Consider the following 22,867-nt stretch of genomic DNA (forward strand, 5'->3'; position numbering starts at 1 on the left):
TTCGCTTAAAGGTGCTGGCTTTGGAATACCTAAATAGATCGCCTTGTAAGATCCAAGTTAAGGCGTAATTGTGACCAATTTAGATTTATGAATTGAAAAATTTTTACATGAAAAAATTATATTCATTTTTAATAGCGATACTCTGGTGTGGCATCAGCTACTGCCAGACTAGTCCGCAACATCCGTTTTATTACACCTATCCGATGGATGATACGAAAATATGGGAATGGTGGGATGATTACGAAGTAGGAGATCCTCTTTGCGAAGATGACGCGTTTTTTATTTCGAGAGTCAGGCTTAAAAAGAGGTTTGTAAACAAAGCGACCCAAGTGAATCCAAATTTGGATCCCAAAAGAAGGGTTTGCTCATGGGACCCTATCGGTACGGAGGACAAGAGATGGAAGCAATTGCCCCGTTATAATTTCAACTCCGATAACTTCAGTATGTGGCAATACTTGGACGTGCACGGTAACTGGGGAAACCATTTTTTGCGTGCTCCGGCGGGGTACCAAAACGTGGCCAGCAGAAACGGAGTGCAGACGGGAAGCTTACTCTTTCTGGATTGGATGGAGCCTATCGGCCCTAATTCAAACACGGCGCATAGTAACTTGCTAATGTGGCTCTCCGCTAAAAACTCGGACGGAACATTTAAAAATACCCGTAAGCTTGCCCGTTTTCTCAAATACTATGGTATGACGGGGCTGGGGATTGATGGCGAGGCCAGTTTTACGCCGCAGTCTGCAGATCGTTTGCAAGACGCCTTCAGGGATTTGAACGTAAAGGCTAAAGAAGAAGGGGTGGAAGGCTTCCAGATTCTATGGTATGACGCTCAGAACAATGACGGGAATATTGATTGGTATAACGGTCTGACGCAGAGAAACCGGGATTGGTTTTTTAAGAATGGAGAGTATGTATTCAAAACCTTCCTGCTCAACTATAATTTCACCAAAGATAAGAATGAGGCGTCTGTGAGATTCGCTGAGTCTATCGGTGCCGATCCTTATACGGTGTACGCTGGATTCAACCCTGGCGAAAGAGGCATGTCTCACAACTTCAACGGTGGTCCAGGTACGGGTTGGGAGATTTTGCCCAATTCAAAAATCGGAATATGGTGGTGGGGCGGCTATGGAGCCAACACTTACTATGAGGCTAGCGCTGAGCAAGGAGCGGAACCATTAACATGGCAAAAGACTTATCAGAAAAAGTTGGAACTGATTTATTCAGGAGGCAATCAGAACCCGGCCAATACGCCAGCCATAACCAATACAATCCGTAACCAAAGAAATGAGAGCCTAAAAAGATTTCACGGTATCGCGTCATTGGCTGTGGCCAAAAGTACGATTACCGAAATGCCATTCGTAACCCGTTTTGGTTTGGGTAACGGTATGCGTTTTTCGGACAAGGGTAAAGTGACATTCGATAAAGGGTGGTATAATATAGGCATTCAGGATTATCTTCCTACTTGGCGTTGGTGGGTCACCAACGACGGAGGTCAGGTGCCTGCGGACCCGATCAATTTGGAATTATCCTTTGATGACGCATACTTTGCGGGCAACTGCTTGAAGGTTTCTGGAAACACGAGCAAGTCTAATGTTAATCTCTTTAAGACCAAACTTGCTATGTCGTCGCAAGCGGAACTTAAGGTGGTGTATCGGGTAGAAAATGGATCGGACCCGAAAATGAATATCCGCTTGAGCAAAGAAGGGTCGGAAACGATCTTTACAAGGATTCCTTTGCCAACCACTGACGGTGATGGTTGGAAAACATATACTTGCCGTTTGGCCGATCACGGAATATCTTCAGGTGATGTGGTGGCAATGCTTGGAATAGAAGTGGAAGGCACGGCAAAGGATTATGTCGCTTATATCGGTGAAATTTCCTTAAATGATCCGTCCAAAGCTTTTCAGCCTGCCAAACCCCAGATTTTGAAATACAAGAATCTGAAAGAAAGTTACGATAAGCTTTCGTTCAAATTGTTTTGGGATAGTAAACCGGGTGCGCCAAAAGGAACGGTTGTTTATAATGACGAAGTGGACACTTGGTATTTTGAAATCCTGTTGCAGGAAGGCCAAAGCGAACCTGTGCTGTTGAACGCTTGTACCGAATGGGCCGGCTTGGTGGTTGACGCCCCTTTGAATCCCGAAAACGGAGAATACAGAATAGGGGTAAGGGCGGTAGCTCCTGATGGTGTCACAAAATCCGAGATCGCATGGACTAGACAGGTGAAATCCGCAAGGTTGAGTACGGATGTCGAAGTGGACAGGCCTTATATCAACCCTGGCCAAACGGTCACCCTCAAGCTTAAGGATCCGAACATTTCACAGGCTAGCTGGGAAATCATTGGAAATGGAATAACCGTTGTAAGCAAAACTGGAACGGAGATTACCTTAAATATGGATCAACTGGGTTCGTATGGAGCGAAGTTGATCGTTAGCGGGAATGGACAAACTGTAGAGAAAAACCTGGAAGGCATTTTCAGTGTGATTCCGAAAGAAAACGGTTGTACGCCTCAAATGGAGTTTGTTGCGGAAAATAATCCCGCTCAGATTCCAACTCCGGCAAAGTTGAAATTTACAGGAATCAAGGGAGAAGGAAAGATTTCAACAGGAGTTCAGGTAAGCACTTTGGATCATATTGCTTTGAGCGATAAAATTATCGGAACGCAGAACAAATTCACATATGGGTTCTGGTTTAATGCTGATCTGATTGCCAATGACCGAATGCGCCTATTCGGGAAACGTAGGGAAGACACGGGTACCCGAGATTTTGATATTAAGGTTAGGGCCACTGGAGAGTTGGAATTCTTCTCGAGAAAGTATACTCCAATGACTAATGTGTTGAAAAACACAAAAGTGGAGCCCGGAAAGTGGACTCATTTGGCAATGGCTTATAATGGTTCGTCTTTGGTGATTTATATCAATGGCCGTGAAGTTAGGCGTTGGGAAAATCGTCAGCTGAACCTTCGTCAACATTCTGATGCTTTTATCGTGTTGGGAGATCTCAGCTTTAGAGGCAAGTTCGACGAACTGCAATTATGGAACCGTATGCTCACTCCTGAGGAAATCAGGCTGAATATGAACAGAAAGCCGCTGAACGAAAGTGGGCTTATAGGTTATTGGGACTTTGATAAGAAAAACGGGCTCGGGCAATATGTCAATCAAGGAAGCTTTGGTGGAAACCATGCGTTTAGAGCTAAAAACCCAACCGGTAAGAAGGAAGTGCTTATTGCTCCAATGGCTGTTGCTGGATGCCCTGTTATTGGCGGAGATTTCTCTGTGAATCCGAAAATCAATTGGGGGCTTGGAGAGTTAACCTATGAGTTGTCAGGAGATTCGGTTGATGTCTCTTATGGAACGCCTGGGCTGTATAATGTAAATTGTATGGCGGAAAGCGTATTGGGGCACAATGAGTTGCTAAAAGATAACTTTTTGAAAATAACCGCTCCCGATACAGAAGCGTTAAGGGCTGGTTTTAACGTAACCTCAAGAGTTGTCGAACAAGGAAACGAAATAGTGTTCTATGATGCCTCATACGGTGTTCCCGAAACTTATGAGTGGACATTTGAAGGAGGCTCTCCAAAGAATGGTGATTCGAAAGAGCGGGCAGTGACTTATCATGTGCCCGGAACCTATAAAGTCACTCTTAAAGTATTGAATTCACAGGGAGAGGATATTTTGGAAAAGAGTGATTACATCACTGTTAAGGGAATTGAGGCGAAAGAGAGACCTGCCGCTGATTTCAGGGCTTCGAAAACAGCCTTGAACAAAGGCGAATCAGTTATCTTCGAAGACCTCTCCGCAAATGCTCCGTCTCAGTGGGCATGGACGTTTGAGGGCGGAGAGCCCGCCGAGAGTAATGATAAGGCTCCCGAGGTTACTTATAGCCAGCCAGGTACATATAGGGTTACGCTTACTGTGCGAAATTCGAAAGGGGAGAATACGGCGACCAAGAACACTTATATAACCGTAGCTCCGTTTACTAGCGATGTTTTCTATATTCGAAATGTAGGTACAGGATCTGTGTTGGACATATTGGGCGCAAATGAATTCAGCGGTGCTGTAGCTACAGCAAACACTGAGAAACTTTCGCAAAAATGGAGAAGAAAGCCTACGGCTGACGGCGCTTTCCATTTTGATAATGAAAGCGGAGCGCTTAGGCTTAATGCTCCAAAAGCGAATCCTGTTCGGGTCATATCGGATGCTAATGCGGGAATGAATGTACGCTGGAAGCTTAAATTCCTCTCGAATGGCTATGTAAACATCATTCACCTGGGATCTGGTCTCATTCTTCATGCTGATAAAGACGGTAAGGTGACGCTTGTGTCGTCACAGACAACCGGATCGAACGTAGAATGGACATTTGACGAAAACCCTACAGCCGGCCCTAAGTTGCCGATTGTGGATTTTAAGGCTGACATTACCAAAGTAAAGTCTGGCGGAAGTGTGAGTTTCACGGACCTTACCGTAAATGGGACATCATCTAGAATATGGACATTTGAGGGAGGAACCCCTAAAATGAGCGAAGAGGAAAGCCCTGAGGTGGTGTACAATAAGCCGGGAGTTTATAAAGTTGCTTTGACCGTTAATAACATGTTTGGAGATGGGCAGAGAACCAAAGAAGGGTACATTACGGTCAGCGCATTCGGAACCGAGGTGTTTTACATCCGAAATGTGGCTACGGCTGAGGTATTGGATATTGCAGGGAAAATTAGTCCGAGTGACGTGATAGTAACGAGAAATTCGGATAAACTGACTCAGCAGTGGAGAAAAGTGGATGACGGCGAGGGAGCGTACCATTTTGACAACGAAGGTGGAGCTCTTAGACTCAACGCTCCTCATGCCGGAAGTTTAGCCTTTGATGTAAGGGTGATAGGTGACGCCAATAGTGGTAAAAATGTCCGTTGGACACTGAAACACTTGCCAAACGGCCATGTAAACATCGTTCATATTGGTTCGGGAAAGATTCTGAGGGTTAATCCTCAGGGCGTCGTGGACTTGGTAGCGCCTACAGTAGCTGGTGACGCAGTGGAATGGGTATTTGATGATAAGGTTTCAAATATTCAAGCTAGAGTAAATGTTGCGGGTGATTCCCCAAGTATTAATCAGGAAAAGCTCTCGGATATAGTAGTGTTCCCTAACCCGGTCAAAGCTGGAGGTGAATTAAGAGTTGAGTGTTTTGCTAAAAAAGAAGGGGAACTGGCGGAATTTAGGATTCATGATATCATGGGTAATACGGTTCTGAAACGTAATGTGCCTTTGGAAAAAGGAAATAACCGGATTCAGCTGGAAATAAACCTCACTGAAGGGGTGTATGTATTGGAAGTGTCTTTGGAAGAATTTATGGAGACATTCAGAATACTCGTACGGTGACGGTGATTAAATAACAAATTGAAAAGCCTTGGTTCGGGAAAGTCCGAATCAAGGCTTTTTTTCATTTAATAGATTTAAGCCTATGCGCAGTTGATTAATTTTAATTTCACATAAGATTTTTTCTGCATTTCATCGTTTGTCTTATTTTTGTTGATAATATGAAGCTATGACAATTAGGTTATCCAAAGAGCTTCGTTAGATATGTTGATGTTGTGTTCTGTTATTTAATATTTTATAGCGTTAGCTAATCACCAAACCCTGTTTAAACTTCACAAAATGGCGAGAATTATTTTTGGAACCCGTAGCGTTAAAATCAAGAGTTATGACGCTGGGGAATTAGAGATGTCCGAACTTGGAAACGCAAAGGTTGAGTATCGGCAAAAGTATTTTCATCTTTATTTTATACCATTTTTCCCAACAAGTAAGTTTGTCGCTTTACGGAAGCAGGATGGAGAGCTTTATGAAATTCCCAGACCAATAAGGCATGAGATATTAAAAAAAATCAAAAAAGAGCCGTCAACCCCATGGATTAGTTTTCTGGGGCCGATATTGTTATTGCTTGCCGGGGGGATTTATTTGGGTAACGAGGCGTATGATGACTATAAAATTTATCGATATAGTAAACATTCATACGAATTGACCGCCGAATGGAATATGAAGTTGTTGGGCGCTTTAAATACGGATGATTTTATCAAAGTAGAAGGAGATAAAATTAACGTTGAAAGCGTAGACTACCTTAAAGTGGAAGAGATTCAAGGGGATAGTTTGCTGGTTAGCGGTTTTGAAACAAGTTTCGGTTATCGGAATAATCTTGCTAGCGATATTCAGCAGGAATATTTGAATAATATTGCGAAGCTGAAGACTGTATGGGTAAAACGAGATGTGTTACGTTCCGCTGTTTACGAAGATTATGACGAATACAAATCGGAAGATACACAAGGAATAAGCATCCTTAAAACGGAACAAACCTATTTTATCAGTAGGATAGATCGCCTCGATGGCGCCCCATTGATTAGAAGCGAACAGTCCGGCGGGTATTCTTCAATGCAACAAGGCAATTCGAGATTTTCGGTTCATATGGATCTTTCTAACTACGGTGGAGCGGGAAAGATTGTTCGGATCGAAAACATGAGCGGGGAAATCAACTGGACAACTCCATTGCCTTTAGACTTGGGCTCGGAAAAGTCCGAAAGGCGTTTTTCCCTGTCTGGAGATAATTATAGTTTTGATTTTGAACTGGATTTTGTCCTGCATATTATGACAAAGGACGGTAAGTTGGTTAAATATCGGGCATTGGCTGAAAAGGGAGACTATACACCTGGTCATGTTTTTCGGATGGTAGAATAGAGGTAGATAGCCTGATAAGTCAATAGAATGTAGTGTCTCCGGCTATAACGCTTTATTGTGAGAAATACGACAGTTTTTTAAGGGTGCTTTTATTGGCGCCCTTTTATATTGCTGTCAATAACTGGATGTTATTTACTGAACTTTCGCTCTCCCTGCATTTGGGAGAGCGATTCTTAATGAATATATTTCAGGCCGACCGCAAGGCGTCAAGTTCTTCCATGGCAGCCTTTATCATCTTCAAATACAATTTTGATTTTATCGCAAAGTGATTCAGCTTCTCCTTAACCTTCAGTTTTTCCAGTTTTATGTAGGCGATCATGGAAGCGAAGATGTGGTTCAATTGGGTAATCTCCATCTTTGTGGGAGACTTGCCTAACATCGTGTTTTGCTTGAGCGACTTATGGAACTCCTCGACTTTCCACCGTTTTTGGTAGATCGCTACGATATCCTCGAAAGCCATGTTCTCCCCGTTGGTAACCAGCCATTGTTCCGCGGTCGACCGGTCCCTGTTTGTAAAGACTTGTTTGGCGAGCGTGACAGGAAAATCAACTCCCTTGACCCACACCCGCTTCACTTGACCGCTTTCAATAGGCGCATCCGAAACGTGAATGAATTTGCCCTCGTTTTTGTCCTTTTCGCTCATTGCTATATTCCTGTTGCTCTTCAGCGGGCAAACGAAAACCTTCTTGAGCTTGTAATGAATATACTTCAGCGTATCGCTGGCGGTGAACCACGTATCGAAAAGAATGTACCTGAAAACCAGTTTGTTCAGAAAGTTTAGACGGTGTAAAACTTCCAGTACCATCTCATTTTTCGTTTTCTCGCTTTTACGCTTTTCCTTCCCGTTCTTGTCTATGTATTTCACCGTCTTGTGGACGATCTCATAAGCGACCGGACAGTTAACCGTTTGTCCTTCCACGGTATTGCTCAGAAGAAAGTTAAGGGAGTTGATCCCTTTGACCGCTTTGCCTACAGTATGGTCGAAATGATAAGCTACGATGTCGTTTTCCGAGGAATGAGGCTTGTGGACAATGCAATCGTCGATACTCAAAACCGCCTCTTCGCCCTCAATACTCCTGGCGAAAGACTTCACCTCTTTCCAAAAAGCCTTTTGGTCCATGTCCGGTTGCTTGAGGAGGTCGCTGAAATAATCATGGGGAATCTGATTGTCCAAAGATGCTGAGAGCCCTGTTGAGGTGGCTTGCCCTCGACTGGCAATAAGATAATCCGTGTATAATTCAAATCCGTCTCTCCTTTTCATTTTTCAAAAATCGGTCACTTATCATATAATTTCCAAAATTGCAATAGGAAAGGCGAGCGAAAGGTCAGTTATTTAATGAATCCCAAATTCCTCATGTGGTTCTCCATACTTATAATCCCTGTCTTGGTTTAGCTCGAAAACATAAGCGAACCATTTCCGGAGTTTGTCGGCCACTTTTTCGGCGGAATATGCGACGCCCATTCCACGGGTTTCGAATATGGGCATTTCCTCTTCCGAATATGGGTGTACATCTGTTTTTTCACGCATTTCTCCCAATGACTGAAGCCATTCCCTTCTGCTTGGAACGGGGAAGTGATGTGGGCTAAGCAAATCCGTATCCGGTATTGAATCGGCCCATTGCCCGCTGGAAAGACCGGCTAACATATTTGTGGAATAAATAAGAAAGTGGGGAAAACCCCGGTAAATACCTTTTGCGAAAAATGGCGCTTCCAGATTTATGGATTTCGGCCCGGACATAGGCCAAACAACTTTAGGGTTTTTATAGTTGGACCAGTCATTACGTTTTTTACCGAATATCTCGGGTCTGCACATTGTCCGGACAAGTTCTTTCCAAGCTTGATTGTTGTTCAAGCGAAAAAATAATTGTTCTTCATTTGGTAGCAGAGAGAATATCTTGGCGAAGTCAGTGCGGGCTAATATTGTGGTGAAGGCTTTGACATAAGAATACACGGGCATGGATCCGCTCATTAAGTAAAAGCAGATCTGTTGGAGCGTTCCTCGTAATGCGTCGCTGGCTTTGACTCCAGGGGCTTCGGGGTGTTCTGTCCAGAATACTTCCAGCGCCTCTTTAGATACCAATGTGCAATGGCTCATCAAAACCAAATTGGAATGATAGCCGAAAAAGGGGAGGTGTCCTATTTCCTGTCGTAGCGCTTTTTTTCTTTCGGCCATTTCCGCGCTTTCCCCGACTTCTCCCATCCCGATATCGTTAAGCATAGCGGAAAGTCTGCTTATGCGTATCCCTGAGGTGGCTTGCGGAAACATGGGCAACTCATATTGGGAGTGGGTAAGATCCAGAAGTATCCTTTCTTTGGCGTGAAGCCCTAATCCTTCCGCCTCAAAAGTATCCAGACCTACGACGGATTTTGCGGTTTTAGCGATTTCACAGAATCGCTTTAATTGCTCAATAAAGACGGACAGTTCATGGAAGCCCTCCAGAGTTTCTTCGAAAGGCTTGGTAACGATTTCTACAGTAGAACCGATGTAGGGACCGTCTTCGGCCTCCAAATCGAAATAAGGGGAGCTAAGTAAAGTTTCTCCTTTTTCCAGGGGTTTGGTGTGAAGTAAGCCAAATCGCCGTTTACGAAAGCCTTCTTCGCTTTTTGATTGGCCTGAAAATATACTGCGGAATTCTATTTCGAAACCAATTTTCCGCTGTATCGGTTGGTCTTTGGAAAAAGGCTGAATCGGAGGGGCCTTGGACAACCCTTGCTTAGGGGACGCATTGTGTTTTTTCCGCTTTCTTGCTGGCGTTTGCCTAAACATGATCTGTTTGTTCCTAAAGCTGAGTCTCTTCGGTGGTGTCTAGATAAAGAGTTGGTTTTTGACTAAGGCTGTTCGCAAAAAATCTACCAATAGACTTTTGTAGCGAACAGCCATCTGTCATTTAGGGTATGCGTTGTTTATACAGTAAGCGGAAAATCTAAACTCTTGTATACGTATTCCTTAATAAATTCTTACATCCGTGAAGTTCCCGTCAGTGATAGTGACTGTGGAGGTGTTTTCGGAATGTTTGGCTTTCAAGGAAAATTTGCCACTGATTTTCTTGTTTCCATATGCGGTAACAGTTATGCTAAAATCACCTATTTTTCCAATTCCGTTTATGCCGTTTGTGGCCAAATAAACGTCGTTGCCAGCTGCGTAGCCTGCCGAAAGCACGTTTCCTTTATGATTCATGTCAAAGGTGGCGGGCAGGTCTTTTTCTTTTACTTCCGGAATTCTAAAGGTTACTATTTCTCTTTTGTCGTTTCCAAAGGTGAGTAGAATACTTTCTCCTGATATTACGTATGAATTTGCTTTTGTGAATTTTTTTGAGGTACCATTCAATTTAAATTCAACCGTTCCTCTCTGTGTTATCTCATCGACACTGTCTTTGCTACTGCAGGCAAATAGTGAAACGAAGAGCATCACCACGAATAATCCTCTTAATTTGTTCATAATGATTTGAATAAATGACTTTTAATTATCCACGACTTATGTGGACCTTTTCTACAAAGCAAGCCAGTCTAACTGGCTACGACAAGGGTTGAGGGAAGGAGAGGGAGTGGGGTAAAACGTGTTTGATATATGAAAAATTCTCTGTGTATAAAATCAAAATTGCTGGGTAGCATATAGGCTTATATTACTATTTCCTCAAAAGAACCTATGGCCCACATCATAAAGCCTCGGTAAGAGTAAATATCTAAGGAATCACCAAACAGTTCCTCCCCAATGGGACGAAGGTCTCTGGCCATCGTAAGAATATCGTCTTGATGAAGATTATCGACATTCACTTCAGGGTTTCGTTCCTTGAACTTCCTGTAGATTTGGCGTCCCTCATTGATCAATTTTGGGATCAGATCCCTATTGAGCCTGTGTAATTCGAAGCGTGGAGTGCTGCTAAATAGTCCAGGGCCGTGACTGATCAAAAATCTATCATCAAGTAATGAAGGGTTGAAAAGATAGAGAAAATCATACACGTCTTCGGATGAGAAATCGGAAACGGATTGCCGGAGCTTTTCCTTCTTCGTAATGCTTCTATAAGCAAGGTGAATAGAGGCCTCCGCATGGGCTTCGCCTAGGTTTTTCTCCTTGAGAGACGTAAGTTCTCTTTTTAGCATGTTTCTCGCGTTATCGAACAAGACTTCGGTGCTGTCAGGCATCCCTCTGTGTCTACTGAGTTCGATTTTGTGCAGAAATGACTCTTCAGCGGTTGAGATTAGGCGGTTCATCACCCAAAAAGGATCGTAAACCATACCGATTTTTGCTTTTACCGCATCAGAGTCTTTCCTGACTTGCTGATGTTCTTTTTCGATTATTAAGAGGTAACGGTCGTAAAGCGGATTGTCAGGTTCTGGAACTTTGAAAAATGTATGGAAAATTTCCTCGTCCGATTTTTTTAATTTCGAGGCTTTACGTTTTTGAGGTTTTACTTTTTTTTGTTTGCCTTTTGGAGCCGGGTTATGGTATTCGGGGACATCAGTGTCTTCGATAAGTTCCCAATCCGCATCTAGCTCGAATCCCTCGCTACTTTTATGCCCTGCGCTAGGCAAAAGGGGAAAGGGCAGGCTTGAAGGCTCGGTAGGCAAAGCCTCTTTTAGTGTATGTAATTCTAAAGGCGTTTTGGGCTTCGAAGGAAACGTTTCGGTTTCTTTGTCTTTCCTACGGGCCGAATGGCTAGGAGGGGGTGTGGGTAGTCTCTCCAAACGTGGCGGATCGGGAGTCTGGGAAGGGGATTTGGTTTTGGGAAGGGAAGAAGTCAGCGATTCGGCAACAGATAGGGGATGATGAAGTGTGAGGTGGGTGATTGGTGTACTTGGAACCAACTTATTGCCTTGTTTGAATACTTGCATTGAGTATTCGAAATCCTCAGGAGGTTCATGGCTTTTCCCCTGTGTTCCTTCGGATTCTTTCTTGGTTTTGCCTTTTCTTTTCCAATTGGAAAACATACTACCTGTGCGCTAAATTAGGGACACGGTTTATGGATTGTTCTTGTCGTTTTTGAAGAACTCTATTTTTAAGCGTTTGATTTCGTTGTTGATGATTTTTATGGCTTTGAGGTCGAAAATGTTTTTGGAAAAAACAACCCCGCATAAATGGGGGTTGCTTTCACTATTGTCAGAATGTTACGGTTTTTCCGTTTTCGTAAGGAGTATCCTCGATTTTAATACTCAAAGAGGTTTGTCCGATGGGAAAGCAGTCGCCTTTTAGTGTGGTCACTTTGCCTACTTCTACCGGAACGTGCTGGATAACCTTTCTTGTAAGTAGCTCTCCCCGTTCGTTTTTCGCCAAAATTTCCACTTCTACATCATCATCAGCGAGGTTGTAGAATTCCCATTCAAATCCTTTCTGGGGCATATCGGGGTTTTTGTCTTTGAAGATGTCATAAAAGTGCTTTCGCTTCGACCCTGTTTTACCCGAAGTGATATGACTTACCACATTTGTGTTTACATTGACCTCCACATAGCTCCAGTTCTCAGGCAAATCGGTTGTGCTGGAAATCTTCACCAACCCAACTTTTCGTGTCGAGACAATATCGATTTCAGTGGCACTTCCATCGATTGTAAACTCTTTTTGCCCGGCAAACACATCCGAGTTCCAGCAAGTTTCTCCGCTAGGGACAACCGTGGACCCCATAAAAACAGGGAAGTTACACTTAAGGATCATCCAGGCGTAAGACCTGTAACTGTCCTCCACCACTTTGCCTGACCAAGGGTTGGTTCTCAGTTTATGGTTCAGGCTGTTTACCATGTAATCACCGTTTTCCAACATAAGGCTGAATGGCTCGTCAATATTTGCCGGATGATCGCTTTTGTGACGGTATGCGATCAGTTCTTGAAAGAAAGTATATTTCCCTTCTTCAATCTTTTTGTAAACTATAAGTCGCTTTCCCCCCAATTTAGGGCTTTGGTCTTGAGTGGCCGCTCTCATCATCGGGCCAGTGCTAATGTCTATTTGGCTTTTGATTTGATTGTTAAAAGTAACTAGGTGTTTTTTGGAGTTTTCGGCGCTGTTTATGTCTTCCTCGACAGATTCGTTTTTAGCGCAAGCAACTAGTGTAAGGCCGATAAGGCCAAATTTCAAAATGGATCTTTTCATAGTTACGTATTGTGAAAATTATAGCACGTGTGTCATTAGTTTTGAATTTTGATTTTCTGCTTATCGTAAAATAGAAAGGTCATCATATGTTAAGAGTAATTGTCACGAAGTAACTGGGGAGTTCTGCCCATAACAAGCATTGAGTGCTTTTGAGGGGCTGTTAGTCAATCGTTTTATACTTTGGGGATATATTTTGTATTGAATAGAGTGGTCGCCTGTCTATGTATTTCTCGGTTGCTGTTTTTGAAATGGGAGAAGTTTAATGGGATGATTGTGGTCTGGAAGCCCTTGTCAGGTCCTCAAGGCTTATTTTTTCTTCTTTTGCTTTTGATAAAACCATTAGTCGGCCTCGAATTTGTCACGGAAAAGGAGGCTACAGTAGATGAGGTGATTTTAGGCTTTACTGGAATGGAAGGCCTGCATGTGGGCGATTGAATCTATTAGTGATCTCAGACACGTAAAACCGGTATGTTTTACCAAAGAAAAAGACGGGCGGACAATAATAAGAGTGCGGCGAGTGAAAGGGAAGGCAAATCCGATTCCATCCAGGCTATGTTTAGTTCAAAAGATCGGGAGGATCTCAGCATCGCTTATACGGGGCATAAGCTTACGATGCAGACCAGTTTTATGAGTACGCTGACGGTGAAAGGCAAGGAATACCGGATTATAGAGAATGGCAAAGGGGAGATTACGGGAGAAAAATCGGTTTTTTTGATTGCGGATGATATGAGCTTGGCGGTTCTGAATGTTTCTGGAAAGTTTCGTCCAAAGTTTTTCTTTGCGCACCCGGAAGTTATCCTTAGGACAAATACGAGACTAGAGGCGCAAAAAGCCAGGGTTTATCTAAAAGAGACCGGCAACCAATTGTTGCTTGGAGAGCAAAGTTTATGTGAAGTCGAAGTGATGCCTGATGAGGAAGGGGCAGTTGATGAAGTGAGTAAGCGTCAAATGCGGTTTCCGAACATGCCTTTGCGTGGCGGGAGTTCTAACCCTACGCGTTACATGTTTGGGTATACGGACCTGATTGAGCACCCGACAGACTTTGGAGTAAGGTTCGCCCCTCCGTTTGGAATTTTAGCGCCTGTGGATTCGCCGATTTCTTCTGATTTGAAAGGAATAGAAGGGGATGTGGTTGGCGTGAGAGGGCTTGTAGATGTTTTATTGGACCCAGAAGCGGAAAGCCTGAATGACGCTAGCCTGCGTGAACGTTTACTGAATGATATAGATCGAGACCAACGAACCCTTGATGATAATCAATATAAAAAATATTATACTACAGAAAGGGAGCGAATGCGGGGCATGGAACGTCGCTTGGGAGTTAACCAATTTGCGCAACCAAGATTGGGCGATTCGGTGGCCACTTTTATGCGAAGTAACGCCGATGAGGATATGGGCATGTTCGAGCAAGGAAATTATCATGGTGGAGTTGTGGCCGAAAGCTTGGATGGTCGTGATTACGTAACGCTGGAAATGCGGAGGAGAATGGATTTGGAAAATGAGCAAAGAAGGCACTATTTCCATAAAGCGGGGATTGATGTCTCATCCATGTCTGATTTTCATATTCTGCATCATGGCGCTCCGTTAATGGCCGAAACGGAGAGAGGTATGGAGGTCTACCAAGAGTATATAGAGGCGAAGAAATATAACGTGTTGCCTCACCAGACAGCGTTTTATCGCATGTACGGAAGGTCCGAAGAGCAAAGTTATCATGCCCTGCAAAAAGGGCCGTATTTTGGAGTTCCAGCACCCTTAACGGTGGTTTTCTCTGCAACCGATATTCCGGGCACGCATTCATTACAAGACTCTGCACGGGAGGAATCGTTATCTCCTTCGCCTACAGGTAGTTTGTTGGAACTTCCTCCTTTGCCGGTACCTTCTCCTTCGGAAATTCCGTCCGATGACGAAGATCCATTTTGGTCTGATCCTTTTACACGGCCAAAATTGAGCTCAACGTCCGTAGGGGCCTCCATCCGAATAAGTGTTCTGGAAGCGACATTGAATTTGGAAGTGGATACATACGAGGGAAAAGTTACTATAAAGTCCTTTCGGGACTTATTTGTAGGTGATGTCGGGGCGGAGGCGTATAAAGACAAAGGTTTGGACGGAATAAAATATCACCTAAACCACTATCAAAGCTTAGACAAAATTGCCCCAAGTAGGGCTACAGGGGCAATGCTTCAGGAGCGGTTAAGTCTGCTGATGAGTTTGCAAAAATCGATATTCGCATGGTATGGAAGTTTTGATGGGATGAAAAAGAATAAGGAGCTGTTGGCCAAGGGTGATAAGCGCAGGTATTACGCTTTGCTTTCTCCCGTTTTGCGCTTTCTGGATTTTGTCTCGGATGAAATGGATGCCATTATCGAAGCTATGCGACATAGAAGCGTAGGCTTGCCTGTGTTTGACTCGGAAGCTGATGTTGAGATTCAGGAATTGTGGCGTGCTTTGGGGAATGGAGGCAAATTCATGAATAAACTCACGCCGCCTCAGCGTCGCAGATTGCAAACCTATTTTGCGCAACTTATCTGGGCACCTCATGGGCGGAAGCTATTGAAACAGACTTTGGTACAACCTGCGGGCAACCATAAAGTGAGTCTTGTGGATCCAAAGAAGAAGGCTTATAGTGCAGACTTTGTGACCACTCCAAATAGCGCAAAAGGGCGCCCGAAAGCCAGCCGTGTACCGGGTGAAGTTCGCCCAGGAGCCGGCACTGAGTCGAAAGTCGTGTTTCCGGACAGTATGTCGCTTTCGGAGGTTATGGTATTGGGCGAAGGTGGTGGAGTGTCGGTATTGCACCCTGGTTTTATCCGGTTCGCTTATGCTTTGGAGCAAGCTAGGCGTGCGCAACGTGGCTTATTTGGAGACGATGACGCAAGTAAGATGGATATGATCGATCAGCAAGAGAATCTAATCCGAATGGAGAATGGTTTGCCTTTGCGTGTAGGGACTCAAACAACGACTTGGCACGACATCTTGATGCCTCCATTGAAAACGGCTACAGGAGGTAGGCCGGAATTAGAAGATTGGCAAATTGTCAGCCTTTGGTAGAAGAGAGATGACTCGGAATAGCATTCTATCCAAAAAAAAGAGCCCGCATGGCGGAAGGGGTGCCATGCGGGTGAAAGCGGTCAGCTTACTGACTGTTTGAATGAGGGATTGTTACTCTAAACCGTAAGCTTGACGCGCTAATTGTCGAATGAGGGAACGTTTGTCTTTGATGTCGAGGTCGGCATCCAAGGCCCAGCACATCATACCTCCGTAACCGTTATTGATAGCCCATTGGGTTTTGGCTCTTACGGTTTGTACACCGTTATATTGCCAGCCTTCGTGAACGTCTTTCATTTCGTCAGGTTGCCACAGGCTCTGGATCACGCTGTATTTCTCAGTCCGTTTAGAAGCGGGCAGAAGGTTCACGCGAGCATACGCTGGCCACCCGTACATCAGTTTTTCCTTTTTCACGCCACGGTCCGAATAGTACTTCATCCAATCGTTGGTGATGTCGTAGCTGGCGTGGTCATTTTGCAATACCAAATCGTAGGTCATGAAATTGATGCATTCCAGTGACGGCTGAAGTCTTAAGGTCAAGTCAACAAAGTTTCCGAAGACTCTATTGCCTTTTGGAGCGATAGCGGCGCCTTGCTTGTAGCCATGCGGTTCAAGAATTTCTTGCAGTTTGTGAACGGTGCTTAACCAAATAGCCTCGTCATTTCCTTTTTTAGGGAATTCCCAGTCACAGTCGATACCCGCCAAGTCGTACTTTCTGCAGATTTCCAGACAGTCATTCGCAAAGCGTGTCCTCTTTTCATCTGTATTAAGGCGATTCCTGAAAATCTCGTGGCTATTAGCGCCGGCGATGCAGAGCCAGATTCTGGTTTTATTGTTGCCTTTGAGCTCGTTAAGTTTGTTGAGGTAATTTTTTGTGTATTCAGGCAAGACAAAGTGTCCGTCACCTTCTGGATAAAGGTCTCGCAGGTAGATAATGTCCGTGGTGTACTTGAAGTGTTCCGGTTTTACCAAATCCACGGAATTGTATCCGTTAACGTAAAGTACGCTTTTGAACGCATCATTTTTCGGAAGAGTCACAAAAGGAGCGCCCTTTTCATGGCGAATCGAGTAATTGCCCAAAAGCATCCCGTCGTTGTATGAAGTGCTTTTTCCTTTTACTTTGTCACCTTCCGTTGTGTCAAAATCAAGAGCGGTAACCAAGTGTCTGTCATAGTAGATGTCCCGGCTACTGAATTCCGCACCCCAAGTCAGACCGATAAGGTCATGCTTGATAGCCCTTTCCTTTATGTAAACACCGTCCAAGCTAATGCTGGATTCGATGCCGAAAGTGGTGCCGGCCTCCGGAATAATGGCGTGAGGAGTATTATGCCCGCCTTTTTTGCCCATCCATAATCTCTGGCCATTTAGATAAAGAGCATACTTGTCTTGCCCGTCAATGTGGTTTCCGTTCACAACTACCGTGAAATGATACCACTGGTTCGGAGCAATCATACCTCCGCCAGTAGCGTAATAAGTATCATGCCCCTGACTGGTGAGTAGGTGTATTGAGCCGTCTCTTTTGGTAGTTAATCCGAATCTGTAGTACGGGCTATGATACCAACCTTTGTAGAACAGGCACGCTTCGGTATTATCCTGATCAATTCTTGCCCAAAACGAAATGGTTGCGCTTTTGCTGTTTTTTAAGGCTGTGTCATCAATTTTTAAAGTGGCGGCCTTATCGAGCTTCACATACGGGTTTATCGATTCGGGCTGTAGGCTACTGGCCGAATTTAAAGCAACAGCCTCGTTTTTTTCGGCGAAGGCTTCGTCTGTCAAAGATTCCTGCTGGCATTGAAATAATGGCATAGCCAATAACGCCATAAGCGAATACTTATAAAAACTCATAAATTTTGGATTAAATTGTTTTAAACAATTGTGTGAGAGAAGCCCCGGCCAATAGAGACCGAGACTTCTGCTGAGATTAGAGTGAACTGATATTCCCTTCAGATTAGGAATGAACCGTTTTTGGACCCGTTAAGGGGGTTATTTGGCCCAAAACAGTTTGGTAAATGGAGTGTCGTCTTTTTTGACAAGTGCGTAATGCGCTCCGTTCCAAGATTTCTCGGATTCAGGATAGCTCAACCTTGTCGGCGGAGTTTTTATCGTATTATTATTGTCCGTCTTGAAAGAGAACTCAGGGTAGCCTGTCCTTCTGATTTCAGCCCAGGCTTCCTCTGTTCTTAAAACAGCCAAGTGGAGGTACTTTTGCCACATGATCGCTTCCAGTTTGTTGGTTGCGTCCGCCAGACTCATATCTTTTGTGTACTTGTCCATGGCGGCTTCGTCGAGAGTCAACGGTGTGCGGTGCGTACTGCGGGCGTTAATCTCATGAAAGAGCTTCGTAGACTGCTCTATGGCTTCGGTAAAGGCTTCGTTTGCGTCAGCCGAGATGAAACCTTTCGTCGCCGCTTCGGCTTTGCATAGCAATACTTCTGAGGCTGTCAGGATAAGTCCGTGGCAAAGCTCGTTGTGCATAAACGTGGCGCTGTCCAAACGTGCGATTTTTCCGTCAGAGATTAGCTCCTGTTGCTTGTCGGAGGGAAGGTCAGGATCCAAGCCTACGTATTTTCCATCTTTTGTTGGGTCCAGCATCACCTCAAGCCTTGGGTCTTTATTGTCAACCATGTGCTTGGTAAATACATAAGATGCCAAGTCCAAGTTCCATGTCTGATATCCGGATCTTAGACCGCGGGTGAACATATTAGGTCCGTCCGCTTTAACGAAAACATTGTGTTCGTTTGATTCTATTACCGGGTAAGTGGCTGGATTGGAGAAGATTTCAGCCAATTCACCTTTTACGTCAAAACCGTCGGCACCAGAAACCCTTGTCAGAAGTTTTACCCGCAAAGAGTTACAGAAGCGTTTCCATATATCGATATCTCCATTGTTGATGAAATCCTTGTCTTTGAAGCTATTGGCTACAAACGCAGGCACCTCAATGTCATTAAGCTCAACAGCGGCTTCTTTCAGTTCCTTAAGAATCTGCTTGTAGATTTCCTTGTCATCGTCGTACTTCGGTTTTGAAGCTTCAAGATCGCCGTTATTGGATTTCAGCATTCCCGCTTCGGACCAAGGAATATCGCCGAACATGCTTACTGTCCTTTCCGTTTGGTAATGCATGTAAATCTTGGCGGCGATCATAAAGATCTTCTTATCCTCCTTCTCCTTGTCCGTAAGTTTGGAGTAAAGCGACTCAAGTTCCCTGTATTGTCTAACTACGTTGAAGTAGTTGCCCCACCACATATTCTGCGATCCGCCGGGGGAGTAAATACCCGTTGAGAAAGAGTATCCTCGGGATTGGGTGTAGACGGATACACTAGGGTTGGTGAACGAAACGATATAATTGTACGACGGGAAAGTCATATTGTTTCCTTCCTTAAGAAGACCTGTAAGGAAGTTGTCAACTGTGGCTTTCGTGACTTTGGATGAGTCGTAGTAATATTCGTCAAGCTTGTCGTCACAACCGAAAAAGGATAACGTGACCAACCCAAAGACTAATAGTTTTTTATAAATATTCATGGTTTCCGAATTAAAGCTTTACGCGAACATTAAACCCGAAAGAACGTGTAGACGAAGCCGATCCGGCGTCGAAGGCTTTCGATATCCAGTTGGTACCCAAAGTGGCTTCAGGATCGGAATGATCGAGAGTTTTGTAGATGTAGAAGAGGTTTCTTCCGAATACTCCGACTCTAACGCTACTGAGTCCGATGTTTTTGACAATGTTCTTCGGCAAGTCATAACTCAATGACAACTCACGGAGCTTTATGTAGCTATTGTCCAAAATCGAAGAAGAGTAATTAGAGTAAGAGTTGTATTGAGGCCCGCCCCAAGCGTACATCTTCATATAATAGTTGGCCGCGTCGATAACTTTCTCGTTCTTTTTGCCCTCTTGCGTTACACCGTCTATGATCAAGCCGTCGTCATACTTTCCGCCTTCTGCCAAGATGAAGTTGCCTTTGTCATCGATGTTGTAAGAAAGACCGCCTTCTGATTTAGACCGATATTTCAAGGTTTCCTCATACATGCCCATGCCGTACATGTAGTACTGTCCCAATGACATGATCTGGCCTCCGAAACGGAAGTCAATTCCAGCATCCAGCGTGAAGCCTTTGTAACGGAAGCTGTTTTGCAAACCGCCGATAACATCTGGATTCACATTTCCCTCGGTGTGCTTGTTTTCGAAGTCCATCATAGGGTATCCGTCATTATCGACAATGAGGCGCCCCTGTTCGTCTTTTTTAGGCAGGAAGGTGACAAAATCCCCCATCGGTTGCCCGACTTTGGATACTAACCAAGCGGCGCCACCATCCACGTTACGGTGTTCGAGTTCGTCCACACCTTCCATCAATTCCACCACTTCATTTCGGTTGAAACTCAATACTGCCGAAACATCCCATGAGAAGTCGTTTGTCTGAATTGGCGTACCGGAAAGGGCGATTTCGTATCCGTAGTTTTTAAGCTTACCCACATTGGCCAACATAGTTGAATAACCTACGGTAGGAGGGACGTTCAGTGTCAAAATCTGGTCTTCGATCGTACTGTTGTAGTAAGTGAATTCGAATCCAAGTCTGTTTCCGAAAAACTTATGTTCCAATCCGATTTCGAATTCCTTTTTTCTCTCTGGAACTATACTTTCGTTTCCGTATCCTGCGCCAAGAGCAGAGTAGATAGTACCGTTGAGACCACCTTGGTTATAGGCAATGTTAGATTTGTAAACGGGAGCGGGAACACCAACCTCACCGTACGAGACACGGAGCTTTGAGAAGTCTACCCAAGACGGCATTTCGATAGCTTCATTGAACACCATACTCAAGCTTCCGGCAGGGTAGAAGGTACCCCTTGAGTTTTCAGGCAGAGAAGAGAAGTTCTCGTATCTTCCTGAGAAGTTAAGGAACAGGAAGTGGTTGTAGTTGAATTCAGCGGTACCGAAGTAAGCGTAGCTGGCTTGGCGCCATTCAGTAGAACTGCCTCCACGTTGGTTGACCGAGGCGTTGATATGGAACCAATTTTCGGCGCTGAGACCTCCACTTGTGTTCATGGAGTTGCGTTTGTTTACGGTTTCCCTTCCGGTAAGTCCAGCCGAAAGGTTGATTCCGTATTTGTCAGCGAACATTTTATCGTATGTAAGGACGATATCACCGTAAAGGATGCTCTTGAAACTAGTGGCTTGGCTGAAGCTTCCCGAATTACGGATTGAAATCGGGGCAGAATTGGGCTCCATCCTTTGTGAAGTGAAACTGGTCATGTCAATACCGAAACGACCGCGAAGGTTAAGCCCTTTGATAAACTCATGCGTGTCCGTGATCGAAGCGATAATCCTGTTGCTGGTTTCGTCTTCCTGGATTTCATTGTTTCTCCAGAAATATTCCATGAAGTCTTTTGCCCTGAAGCTAAAAGGAATGTTTTCTTCTGGAGTGGCGCTAGGCTGGTCCTTACCGATAACGTATTTGTAACCGGCGCTAGTGGTGTAATTGTCTTTGTACCAATCGATGTCATCAAAACGGCTGAAAAAGCCTCCGTAGTTGTTTGTGATACGGGAGATTTTTTCGGGACGGTTGTTAACCTTCTGATACACATCCGTAAAAACGAAATTCAGTTTATTCTTCGGACTGATTTTTACGCTGGTGTTAAGACTTGCTGTGTATTTCTCGAACGGACCCGAGATGTTTACATCTTGAGCTTTCAATTGTGATAAAGAAAGCCTCATGTTAATGGCGTCCGTGCTTTTTGTCAGGGCTACATTGAAATTCCGGGTGCTTCCGGGATTAAACATATCCTTCCAGTTGTTGCCCTGCGAAACATAAGGAACTTCGTTTCCGAGCCAGTTAGTAACAGTACGGCCGTCAAATCGAGGACCGAATTGGCCGGCAGCTTCGAAAGGAACTCTGACCTTGCCTGCGGAACCGTAAGGAATAAATCCCTCTTCGTTTGCTCCGTAGTTTGTCATGTTTGATTTACGGTCGTAGCCAGGCCCGTATTCCGTTTGCAGGTTCGGGAAATAAGCCGCTCTGTCAAAAGACATTGACATGCTGGCTTCTACGCCAAATCCCTTTTTGCTGGAATTACCACTTTTGGTAGTGATAACAACAACACCGTTCGCCCCTTCTGAACCGTAGAGGGCACTGGCCGCGGCGCCTTTCAGGATGGAAATGTTAGCGATATCCTCCGGGTTGATATCAACCAAACCGTTGCCCCTGATTTTTTGGTCGCCCCAATAGCCGGCGTTGTTCGCCTCCTCGTTCCGGATAGGAATACCGTCCATAACGATTAATGGTTGGCTTGAACCCGAAATAGAGTTAATTCCCCGGATGTTGATGTCTACAGCGGCGGCGGCCCCACCAGGCGCTGTTTTAATCTGGACACCCGGCGCCTTACCGTATAATGCCGAAGCAAAATTAGGGTTAGACACTTTGGTCAGCTCTTCGGATTTGATATTGGCGACGGCATAACCCAGGCTTTTTTCGCTTTTGGAGATACCCAATGCCGTTACCACAACTTCCTCAAGCTGTTCGACATCCGCTGCCAATACAATGTTAAAAGAAGTCTGATTTCCCACAGTCACTTCTTGTGTGACGTACCCTACTGATGTGAATTGTAGGATGTCGTTTCTGTCGGCTACAAGGCTAAATTTGCCCTCAAAGTCTGTAGCCGTTCCCGCCTCTTTGTTTTTTAAAAGAACGTTTACGCCGGGAATGCCTTCTCCGGACTCGTCTTTGACTTGCCCAGTAACATTCACTTGTTGCGCAAAAGCGCTGAAGACGTTGATGGACAAAAGCAACGTCAAAAAAGGCAATAATAACCTTCGTTTTCGTTCAAGAACGAAACAGTAAAATGATAAAATCATAGAACAGTTTTTTGTGTGAAAAAAAATTAAAAAGCCCGTTTAGAATTGTCTTCGAAACGGATTAAGTTTAATAGACGCTCTTCTCGTGAAACAAATTGTTGTTTTCAGCGAACATTCTGCTGTTTCAAATGTCAATCGCCGTTTCGGAAAAGCATACCGCAAGTAGCTCCCTATTGAGTTTAGACG

General features: G+C 44.5%; 11 protein-coding genes. 3 read left to right on the top strand and 8 right to left on the bottom strand.

Annotated features, from left to right (window positions below; translation table 11 throughout):
• Positions 1 to 107: 107 nt before the first annotated feature.
• Positions 108 to 5,369, top strand: a complete 5,262-nt coding sequence (locus AABK39_RS09280; protein ID WP_338394652.1) for a PKD domain-containing protein — start codon at positions 108 to 110, stop codon at positions 5,367 to 5,369.
• Between the two features lie 276 nt (positions 5,370 to 5,645).
• Positions 5,646 to 6,716, top strand: a complete 1,071-nt coding sequence (locus tag AABK39_RS09285) for a hypothetical protein (protein WP_338394653.1) — start codon at positions 5,646 to 5,648, stop codon at positions 6,714 to 6,716.
• Positions 6,717 to 6,903: 187 nt separating this feature from the next.
• On the opposite strand, the gene AABK39_RS09290 is transcribed toward AABK39_RS09285, so the two are convergent.
• From AABK39_RS09290 to AABK39_RS09310, 5 genes are all read right to left on the bottom strand, one after another.
• Positions 6,904 to 7,977, bottom strand: a complete 1,074-nt coding sequence (locus tag AABK39_RS09290; protein WP_338392425.1) for an IS701 family transposase — start codon at positions 7,975 to 7,977, stop codon at positions 6,904 to 6,906.
• A gap of 72 nt (positions 7,978 to 8,049) precedes the next feature.
• Positions 8,050 to 9,483, bottom strand: a complete 1,434-nt coding sequence (locus tag AABK39_RS09295) for a hypothetical protein (RefSeq protein WP_338394654.1) — start codon at positions 9,481 to 9,483, stop codon at positions 8,050 to 8,052.
• Positions 9,484 to 9,663: 180 nt separating this feature from the next.
• Positions 9,664 to 10,155, bottom strand: a complete 492-nt coding sequence (locus AABK39_RS09300; RefSeq protein ID WP_338394655.1) for a DUF6252 domain-containing protein — start codon at positions 10,153 to 10,155, stop codon at positions 9,664 to 9,666.
• A gap of 179 nt (positions 10,156 to 10,334) precedes the next feature.
• On the bottom strand, positions 10,335 to 11,645 hold the full coding sequence (locus AABK39_RS09305) for a hypothetical protein (protein ID WP_338394656.1): 1,311 nt from the start codon (positions 11,643 to 11,645) through the stop codon (positions 10,335 to 10,337).
• A 169-nt stretch (positions 11,646 to 11,814) separates the two neighbouring features.
• A complete protein-coding gene (locus tag AABK39_RS09310; RefSeq protein WP_338394657.1) occupies positions 11,815 to 12,795 on the bottom strand; it encodes a hypothetical protein in 981 nt (326 codons plus the stop codon).
• Positions 12,796 to 13,263: 468 nt separating this feature from the next.
• Here AABK39_RS09310 and AABK39_RS09315 point away from each other — a divergent pair, with 468 nt between their 5' ends.
• On the top strand, positions 13,264 to 15,840 hold the full coding sequence (locus AABK39_RS09315; protein ID WP_338394658.1) for a hypothetical protein: 2,577 nt from the start codon (positions 13,264 to 13,266) through the stop codon (positions 15,838 to 15,840).
• A gap of 111 nt (positions 15,841 to 15,951) precedes the next feature.
• On the opposite strand, the gene AABK39_RS09320 is transcribed toward AABK39_RS09315, so the two are convergent.
• The 3 genes from AABK39_RS09320 to AABK39_RS09330 form a co-directional block, all read right to left on the bottom strand.
• Entirely contained in the window at positions 15,952 to 17,682 is a 1,731-nt protein-coding gene (locus tag AABK39_RS09320) for a glycosyl hydrolase family 18 protein (RefSeq protein ID WP_338394659.1), read from the bottom strand.
• 138 nt (positions 17,683 to 17,820) lie between these two features.
• On the bottom strand, positions 17,821 to 19,356 hold the full coding sequence (locus tag AABK39_RS09325; RefSeq protein WP_338394660.1) for a SusD/RagB family nutrient-binding outer membrane lipoprotein: 1,536 nt from the start codon (positions 19,354 to 19,356) through the stop codon (positions 17,821 to 17,823).
• A 10-nt stretch (positions 19,357 to 19,366) separates the two neighbouring features.
• Positions 19,367 to 22,681: a SusC/RagA family TonB-linked outer membrane protein gene (locus AABK39_RS09330; RefSeq protein WP_338394661.1), complete on the bottom strand. Its 3,315-nt coding sequence runs from the start codon at positions 22,679 to 22,681 to the stop codon at positions 19,367 to 19,369.
• Between the last annotated feature and the right edge of the window lie 186 nt (positions 22,682 to 22,867).

Source organism: Fulvitalea axinellae (genome assembly GCF_036492835.1).
In the GTDB taxonomy this organism is placed as follows: Bacteria; Bacteroidota; Bacteroidia; order Cytophagales; family Cyclobacteriaceae; genus Fulvitalea; species Fulvitalea axinellae.